This is a genomic window from Bacillus sp. CDB3 (assembly GCF_002081505.1).
Classification (GTDB): domain Bacteria; phylum Bacillota; class Bacilli; order Bacillales; family Bacillaceae_G; genus Bacillus_A; species Bacillus_A cereus_AT.
In genome coordinates this window covers 1-9,284 of the sequence record NZ_ALBR01000061.1, presented here as the reverse complement: position 1 = coordinate 9,284, position 9,284 = coordinate 1, and the positions used below count along the sequence as shown (strand labels likewise).

Below are 9,284 nucleotides of genomic sequence, written 5' to 3'. Positions count from 1 at the left end.
AAATTTAACAAACGTAACGTTAAACACTACGTAGAGTAGTAGTAGTAGTAGTAGATGTGTTTTAGTATGGTTCTGTCGCATGTATTACAACATCTAATAAACCAGGGAATCGAGTATTTAAATCTTCTTCACGAATTGAAATGAAACGTTGTGTTCCTTCAAGGCGTGTATACATAACACCTGATTCACGTAAAACTTTGAAATGATGAGATAAAGTTGATTTCGCGATAGGGATGTTTAATGAGCCACAAGATTGTTCGTTTTTCTCAAGTAACATATTTACAATTTGTAAACGGATTTGATCGCTAAGTGCATATAAGACGGAAGAGAATTGAATTTCTTCTCGATTTGGATGATAGAGTGTACGCATTTTTTCACCTGCTCGTATAAGTTAAGTTATTTGCACTATAACATAGAAATATAGGGGGAGAAAAAATGAAGTACACAAAATTGCAAAAGGCAGGACTAAATATTTCTAAGTTGGGGTTAGGAACGAATGCAGTAGGGGGACATAATTTATACACTGATGTGAATGAGGAAGAAGGAAAGCGATTAATAGAAGAAGCTATTCAGCAAGGTATTACATTTTTTGATACAGCGGATTCATACGGTTTCGGTAGATCAGAGGAATTGGTAGGAGAAGTATTGAAAGGAAAACGCCACGAATTTGTACTTGCTACAAAAGGTGGAATTCAGCCGTTATTAAATGGAGAAACGTATATTAACAATGAACCAAGCTATTTAAGAAATGCTGTGGAAAATAGCTTAAGAAGATTACAAACTGATTATATTGATTTATATTATTTACATTTTACAAATCCTGAAACAAGTTACATAGATTCAATTGGAGAGCTTACCCGTTTAAAGGAAGAGGGGAAAATTCGTTCGATTGGGATTTCAAATGTAAGTGTAGAACAATTAAAAGAAGCAAATCGATATGGAGATATAGATGTTGTACAAGCGCCTTATAATATGTTAGATCGTACTGCTGGGGAAGAACTATTGCCGTATTGTATTGAAGCAGATATTTCATTTATTCCGTATGGACCTCTTGCTTTTGGAATATTAGGTGGTAAATATACAGAAGATTTTAAATTGAATGAATGCGATTGGCGCCAAAGTGTACATTTATTTGCAGAAAATACATATAAGAGTAACTATAAGAAAGTTGAAAGGCTAAAAGGTATAGCTAATGAAAATAATATAGAAGTGTCTCATTTAGCGTTAGCGTGGTTATTAAACAAAGAAGGAATTGATACTGTTATTCCTGGTGGGAAACGGGCAGAGCAAATAAGAGAAAGTGTAAAAGCAGTGGACGTTTCATTGAATAAAAAGATTATGAAAGAAATCGAATCTATTTTAGAAGATTAGTTGAAAAGAGGGGTAGTGCCCCATCGCCATCAAGCTAAAATTTTATAGTACCCCCAGAACGAAATTTTGAGTTAACCCTTAACAAGAGCTCATTTTTTCGTTTTTGGGGTGATTTGTTGTCTTTATGCCTATCGAGCTAAGATAAATTTGTATCTACCTATCAATGACCTTGAGATAACGTTCAAAATACGTTTTTTAAAATTCAATTTAAGATTGTTTGTATAGTATATTCACTTTTTTATCACAAACCGTCTTTCTAAAAATCATCTATCTCTTTCACAATGTTTAAATTAAAACAGGGAGTTAATTTTCTATAAACTTATACAAAGATTCTCATATTTATCTTTTTTTGTAACGGGTTTGTATATATAATACAAATTTTAAAAAGATAGAAAAATAAAATTCTATGATAGAACAAAAATAAATTTTGACTATTTTGTTATATAATGTGAAAAAACCCTTGAGGAAACGATGTAATCAATATTATGATAAGTTGAAGTGGTAGTCGTAGATGATAGGAATAAATGTCAATCACCTATTATTGCAAAAGAACTAGAAGTATTCAATTAAATAAAAGTAGGAATTTATCATAAACTTTAAGACTTAATACAACTAGTTACTCAAATACTTATCCAAATCGTTGAGGCATCTTTATTTCTAGGTACAGTTGACTCTAAAGAATAGAAAGGTATTTTCAATGAAAACAAACAAAATCCTTAAAAATGCATCTTATTTATTTGTAGGTAACATTATTGTTCGCTTTGTACTTGCTGTTGCTACCATTCTGTTCGCCAGATATTTTTCAAAAGACGACTATAGTATGTTAATCGTTGCATTAGCTGTTTCAGCAGTTGTTTGTTATTTTACAGATGCCGGTTTAACACATACCTTTATGCGTGAAGGGACAAGGCAAGAGGCTAATATTAGCATACTCATAAGTAGTTATTTACGAGTGAGATTAGTATTAGCCGTTGTAATTTCTATTTCCTTCATCATTTTTGCACAATTTTTCTATACGGATCCTTATTTACGCTCTACAGTGTATTTAGTCGTACTGCCGACAATGTTTGGTGCAACCTTACAAGGAGTTGGAATGGCTTATTTCCAAGTAACGGAACGTATGCAATTTACAGCTGTTATTTCTGTTCTGCAAGGATTGACAGCTGCAGCCGCTCTTCTATTAGGAATAGCCTTTAAGTGGAATATAATGCTAGTTGCAGCTATGTATGGAGCATCTAGTCTTATTACAGGACTTATAGCATTTATAATGGTTATTCGTTATACAACCATCCATAAAGGGTGGGACAATAAAATTTTAAATCAGCTGCTTGTTTTCACAATAAACGGTATTATCATTATGTTGCTACCTCAATTAGGACCGATTATATTGGAAAAAGTCGCTTCACGAAGCGATATTGCCGATTTTGGAGTGGCTTCACGAATACCGTCAGTACTTTATCAAATACCAGGTGTTGTGGCAGCAGCATTTTATCCAAAGCTATTTGCATTTGGAAATGAAAAAAAACTTGATGAGCATAGGAAACTATCACATTTTGAATTAAAACTTATGTCTTTCTTAGGAATGGGAATTGCTATTCCATTTATTGCTGATCCAAGATTTTGGATTGTAACCTTATTAGGTGAAAAATATGCATCAGCAGGTGGTGCTCTGGCTATTTTGGCCTTTATGGTCATTTTACAATCCATCAACTATCCACTTGCTGATAATTTAACAACAATTGGACAACAATGGAAACGAACAACAACAATGGCAATTGGCCTAATTGTTGCTATTATTAGTTATATAGTATTAGGAAGCAAATTCGGAATGATAGGTACTGCGGTAGCATCTATATTAACAGAAGGAACCTTATTACTAGGATTTACTTTATTTGTTCATAAAGGTTTCCAATTACTGTTTAAAGGAATCATATTCAATGTCTTAGCATTTGCAATTAGTTACGGTATCTATGGTACCGTATTAATCAATTTACCATCGCTAGTAGCTTTAATACTTACTGGCTTAATATTTGGGATTATTGGTCTTACAATTGATCCGCAAATACGTCAATTAATTGTAGGGTTTTTAAATAAAAAATTACTTCGTAACAAGATTTTTCAAACACATCAATAAAACCCTTAAGAGGTAGCACCACGCGCCTATCTAGCTAAGATAAATTTGTATTCATATAACAAAAAAAACGCTATTCTTTTTGTAGAAGTATACAGAAAGGATGGCGTTTTTGATATGAATTTATCGATTTCTGATGAACTAGAATTGTTTTCTAAAGAATTACAACGACATATGTCACCACATGCTTTAGAGAAATTAGCTAGGGAAATAGGTTTTGTTCAACGAAGAAGTAAATATCGTGCACAAGATTTAGTAGCTCTGTGTGTTTGGTTAAGCCAAAATATAGCTCATACTTCATTGGCACAATTATGTAGTCGATTAGAAGCTAACACAGGTATTTCTATGAGTCCAGAAGGACTCAATCAACGCTTTAATTCTCAGGCTGCACAGTTTTTACAACAAATACTAGCGTATTTACTTCATCAACAATTTTGTTCCACTAACAAAATTACAACTCTGTATACAAACTATTTTCGTCGTATTCGTGTATTGGATTCTACACATTTTCAGGTTCCGGATAAATTTGCTTCTACATATCAAGGTTCAGGTGGTAGTGGTCAAAATGCTGGTGTGAAAATTCAACTAGAGTATGATTTACTAAGTGGTCAGTTTCTACATGTTCATGTAGGATCAGGAAAGCACAATGATAAAACTTATGGATCTAATTGTTTAACGTCTCTTCAATCGAACGATGTATGTATACGGGATTTAGGATACTTCGACTTAAAAGACCTATATACTATAGACAAGTGTAATGCTTATTTTATTTCAAGATTAAAGCTCAATACACGGATATATCAGAAGAATAAAGAGCCCGAATACTTTCAAAATGGAACCATAAAAAAGCAATCTGAGTATATCCAACTAGATATGGAACAATTTATTGAACAATTACAATCCGGTGAAACATATGAAATTCCTGAGATTTATATTGGAATGTATCAAAAGCTCCCTGCAAGACTAATTATGTATAAATTAACTGATACGCAAATGAAACGTAGACAAAAGGATTTGGCAGCTAAAGAACACAAAAAGCAAATCACCTATAAAGAACGTAGCAAGCGGCTTAGTGCTTTTACATTACGAATATTCCTTCGGAATATCTACCAAGGGAACAGGTATACGATTTTTACTCCTTACGATGGCAAATTGAATTGATATTTAAAACATGGAAATCATTTTTTCGTATTCATCACTGTAATTCTGTAAAATTAGAACGACTAGAATGTCATTTATATGGACAATTAATTAGTATCCTTCTTTGTTCCTCCACCATGTTTCAAATGCGCCAATTACTCCTTATCAAGAAGAAACGAGAATTAAGTGAATATAAAGCAATTTATATCATAAAAGATTATTTTCAACTTATTTATCAATCTTTACAAAAAGACACCCAAGACTTAACAAAGATATTGTTTCGTCTGTTCAAACTCTTACAGAAAAATGGAGGGAAATCCCATAGGTATGAGAAGAAAACAGTATTTGATATCTTAGGCGTCGTATATAACTTTTCTATGTCTCACAATCATGTAGCGTAATCTAAAAAATTGAACCCCCATAGGGTTTATTTGGCATGCAGATCTTTAAAGAACTTACACTGAATCTTTAGAAAAAAGAAAAATCTCACGTAAAATTAAACTTATATAAGCTTAGCTTGATAGGCATGGGGTAGTGCCCTCTTTTTTATATAAAAGGAGAAGGTCTAAATGAACAGAGTACTAGCTGTATTCTTTATGATAATGTTTATGATTGGTACGGATACATTTTTAATTTCACCACTTTTGCCAACTTTACAACAGATGTATCATGTTTCAACTGAGTTGTCAGGATGGATGGTTGGTTCATATGCTTTAGGATATGCTGGATTTGCGCTAATCGCTGGTCCTATATCAGATGGATTAAACAGAAAAAAAGTAATGATACTAGGTATGATTTTTTTCGCAATTAGTACGTTTTTGTGCGGAATTGCACCTAGTTTTTTATGGATGCTAATTTTTCGATTTTTAGCAGGTGTAAGTGCAGCGTTTGTATCTCCGCAAGTGTGGGCATCTATTCCACTACTTATAGAGAAGAAGCAAATTGTGAAAGCGATTGGGATTGCAACAGCAGGGTTATCAATCTCCCAAATTCTAGGCCTGCCAATTGGAGCATATTTAGCAACGATACATTATACAACACCATTCTTCGTCATTGGTATATTATCAGCACTACTTGTCGTTCTTATTTATGTTGCATTACCAGAAATACAGCCAGTTCAAATAGGTGGAAATGAAAAAAATATATTCAAGCGCTATAAACAATTACTTAGAGAATCAAAGGTTTCACTTTCTTATTTTGCATATTTTGTTTTTCAAACTGGTAATTTTGCAGCATTTTCATTCTTTGGTGTGTGGCTTTCCAGTCAATTTGGCTTACAAGTTCATGAAGTAGGTACAGCTATGCTCGTATTAGGATTAGGAAATTTAACTGGTAACATTTTTGGGCCGAGAATCGTAAATAAAATTGGTTATAACCTTTCGTTCTATGGTGGAATTGTATTTACAGCAGTGCTATATGTCATACTTCCTCATTTACAGAACATTATATTTGTAGAGTTATTTTTCTTTGTTTTATTTTTTGTGACAGGAATTTTGTTTGTATTGATGATGGGGCGCTTACAAAATATGTCTAGTATAGCAAGAGGAACAGGAGCCGCTCTGGCTAATGCTTCTATGTATATTGGCCAAATGATTGGAGCGGCAATAGCAGGAATGTTATTTGCAGCATCTCACAATTTTATACTTGTAGGTAGTTTTACTGCTTTACTATATATAGGAGCTTTATTTTTGTTTAGAAAAAGTGAAAAGCTTAATGAAGATAGTGAAACAGGAATTGCATCATAAAGCCTTTAAAAATAAATCGGGGAAATCCAAAAAAATAAAAAATCCCTAAAGAGATAGGGATTTATATATCGGCATATCGTTCCTTGGAAAAGGATATACCTAGTTTACTATATTGAAGTACATACGTTTGTGAGATAGATGTGAAAGTAATGTGAAAAATGCCGTAATAAAAAGCACTGTTTTAGCTAAAACAGTGCTTTTCTCTTTGATTGAACAGTTGCTGCATTTTCATCATGTATTCCTGCATCATCAACAATTCGTTTTTTAGCTTTATTTAATAGATGGTTTACTGCTTCACCAAAATAGTTAGCTTCGCTTTTTGTGCGGGCTTCTCGTAAACATTTATAGTTTTCTAGCAGTTCCTCTTTTTCGGTGTTTGTTAAGAAATCTTCTATTTTCTTTTTTGTCATACGAAACACCCTTTCTTCTGACAAACGACGCAATAGAAAATATTTATTTTTTATTATAACAATAATTTTTAAAGAAAGTATAGATTAACGTCGTAATAGTTTGTCAATTTCTTGAATTTTCTCATCAGCTTTCCCAATTTGCGTGTTTTTAGCCTGTTCACCACCTAAAGCTTGATGAAGTAAAAATGTTTGACCTGAGATGGCAGTTACAATAGATACTTTTATAATTTCTTTTATTGTGGTGACATCGAATAAAACGAGTCCAAGAAGTGCAGCTAGGCAACCGGTCAATATATCGGTTAAAAACCCAAAGTGGAAAAAAGTTTTTAAACGGCGTGGAAGCAATAACTTGCCTTGGTTATTGATCAGATGGGAAACGAAGCCAGTAATGCCACCAACTAGAACAGCAGTTAGCCATTGATACATTTCCATCGAATCCACTCCTTTTAGTGAATAAGATTCGATTTTTTCATATTGATTCCTTTTAATATTTCATATAAGCATATTGAGAAAGTTTGTTTGGGTACATTCCTTATTCAATTTAATTATAACAGAAAATTCCGATATATTTCAGTCTATTATATGAATAACTTTTTTAATAATATGAATGCAGAAAGGGGTGCGTGATATGAATATAGATTATCGAGTAAGAAGTGTAGATGGTTATACAAAAAATATAGGTGAATTAGTAAGTATGCTGGAGCATACGAGGGCGGTAACATTACAGGAAATAGAAAATCTATCAGTTGAGCAATTAGATTTAAGTATGCCAAGTGGTGGAAATTCAATTGGTGCTTTATTAAAGCATATAGCGGCTATAGAAAAAGTACATCAGCATATTTCATTTCAAAATCGTGATTTCACAAAAGAAGAATTAGAAGTATGGGAAGATGCACTGTATTTAGGAGAAGCGGGGAGAACGATTCGTGGTCATGAAATACAGCATTATGTACAACTGTTGCAAAAAGTACGAGAAGAAACACTAAAGTGTTTGAGTGAACAGAATGATAAATGGCTAATGTCAGAAAGACAGTGGCCTAATGGTGTAGTGTATAATCAGCACTACCTTTGGTTTCATGTGCTAGAAGATGAAATTAGTCATCGCGGACAAATTAGAATGCTAAAAAATAAGTTATTTGAAAATTGTGTTAAATAAGGTAGCTTTTTATATGGATATTCCATATAATGAGAGTAATTAAAATAAGAACGGGGTGATGTATTATGGCGAAATTGACGTATATGAATAATAAACCAAATACAAAGGTGGACGGAAAGAGCGATATTATATAAGGTAACTCGCAATCCTTCCACTTAGTACAAACTAGGGAGGATATTCATTTGAAACAAAATATTTTAGAATCGTTCGGCTGGGATTCATTTTTTGAAAATCAAGCTGTAGAAAAGGATTATGAAGTAGGTCGTATTTTACTTGAGCATAAGCATATATATCGCATTATTTGTAATGATGGTGAATACATGGCAGAACTGTCTGGGAAGTTTCGGCATGAAGCAATAACGAAAGGGGATTATCCAACAGTTGGTGATTGGGTGTATATAAAGAAAATAGAGAATGAAAAGAAAGCGATTATTCATCGGATTTTTCAGCGAAGAAGCTCTTTCTCAAGACAAGAAGCTGGAACAAGAACTGAAGAACAGATTATAGCAGCGAATGTAGATTATCTATTTTTAGTGAATGCTCTTAACCATGATTTCAACGTAAGAAGGATGGAACGTTATTTGCTATTGGCTTATGAGAGTGGTGCAATGCCTATTATTGTTTTAACGAAGAGTAGTTTATGTGAAGATGTGGAACAAAAAATTGCAGAAACTGAAGCAGTAGCAATCGGTGTTCCTATATTTGTTGTTGATAGCTTAGCGTACGTCGGAATAGAATCATTGCAACAATTTGTTTCACTAGGAAAAACAATTGCCTTAGTTGGATCTTCAGGTGCAGGGAAATCTACTTTGTTAAATGCATTAACAGGAACAGTTGTAGCAAAAACTGGAGATATACGTGAAGAAGATAGTAAAGGGAGACATACGACAACTCACCGTGAATTATTCCAATTACCAAGTGGTGGTTTAGTAATTGATACTCCTGGTATGAGAGAACTTCAGCTTTGGGAAGGAAGCGGGGCAATCCAAACTACATTTTCTGATATTGAAGATCTTGCAAATACTTGCCACTTTCGAGATTGTAAACATGATGGTGAACCAGGATGTGCAGTGCGAGGTGCTATAGATAACGGAATTATACCTGTAGAGCGCTTGCTAAGTTATAAAAAGTTGCAAAGAGAATTGGCATATGTTATGAGAAAACAAAACATTACTCTGGCAAGAGCGGAACGAGATAGATGGAAAAAGATTTCTAAACAACATAAAAAAAAACTATAAAAAAAACCCGTAAAGGGACTTAGGTTCCCTTTGGGTTTTTTAACTATTTAGTAAAATTTTATATTAATATTATTACTATATAATTAGTAAAAT

At 33.2% G+C, this 9,284-nt stretch carries 8 protein-coding genes and 1 pseudogene; 6 read left to right on the top strand and 3 right to left on the bottom strand.

All coding sequences use genetic code 11. The features are described from left to right. Window positions 1-61: 61 nt before the first annotated feature. A complete protein-coding gene (locus tag CDB3_RS14400; protein WP_071769951.1) occupies window positions 62-370 on the bottom strand; it encodes an ArsR/SmtB family transcription factor in 309 nt (102 codons plus the stop codon). 65 nt (window positions 371-435) lie between these two features. Here CDB3_RS14400 and CDB3_RS14395 point away from each other — a divergent pair, with 65 nt between their 5' ends. The 4 genes and pseudogenes from CDB3_RS14395 to CDB3_RS14380 all read left to right on the top strand — a co-directional run bounded on the left by CDB3_RS14395 (window position 436) and on the right by CDB3_RS14380 (window position 6,387). Beyond that, complete coding sequence (locus tag CDB3_RS14395) at window positions 436-1,371, top strand: aldo/keto reductase (RefSeq protein ID WP_128854961.1); 936 nt, start codon at window positions 436-438, stop codon at window positions 1,369-1,371. Between the two features lie 697 nt (window positions 1,372-2,068). Beyond that, the gene (locus tag CDB3_RS14390) at window positions 2,069-3,505 is read left to right on the top strand and encodes an oligosaccharide flippase family protein (protein ID WP_128854960.1); all 1,437 of its coding nucleotides are present in this window, start codon (window positions 2,069-2,071) and stop codon (window positions 3,503-3,505) included. A 114-nt stretch (window positions 3,506-3,619) separates the two neighbouring features. Next, window positions 3,620-5,043 (top strand): annotated as a pseudogene (locus CDB3_RS14385) (IS4 family transposase). Window positions 5,044-5,211: 168 nt separating this feature from the next. Next, window positions 5,212-6,387, top strand: coding sequence for an MFS transporter (locus tag CDB3_RS14380; protein WP_128854959.1), 1,176 nt, complete (start codon window positions 5,212-5,214; stop codon window positions 6,385-6,387). A gap of 185 nt (window positions 6,388-6,572) precedes the next feature. On the opposite strand, the gene CDB3_RS14375 is transcribed toward CDB3_RS14380, so the two are convergent. Continuing rightward, on the bottom strand, window positions 6,573-6,797 hold the full coding sequence (locus CDB3_RS14375) for a hypothetical protein (protein WP_000162605.1): 225 nt from the start codon (window positions 6,795-6,797) through the stop codon (window positions 6,573-6,575). Between the two features lie 84 nt (window positions 6,798-6,881). Continuing rightward, entirely contained in the window at window positions 6,882-7,229 is a 348-nt protein-coding gene (locus CDB3_RS14370) for a DUF4257 domain-containing protein (protein WP_070141977.1), read from the bottom strand. A gap of 196 nt (window positions 7,230-7,425) precedes the next feature. On the opposite strand from CDB3_RS14370, the gene CDB3_RS14365 reads away from it, so the two are divergent. Next, window positions 7,426-7,953 (top strand): DinB family protein, encoded by a 528-nt coding sequence (locus CDB3_RS14365; RefSeq protein ID WP_128854958.1) that lies wholly within the window; start codon window positions 7,426-7,428, stop codon window positions 7,951-7,953. A gap of 182 nt (window positions 7,954-8,135) precedes the next feature. After that, the gene (gene rsgA / locus CDB3_RS14360; RefSeq protein WP_128854957.1) at window positions 8,136-9,191 is read left to right on the top strand and encodes a ribosome small subunit-dependent GTPase A; all 1,056 of its coding nucleotides are present in this window, start codon (window positions 8,136-8,138) and stop codon (window positions 9,189-9,191) included. Window positions 9,192-9,284: the final 93 nt, after the last annotated feature.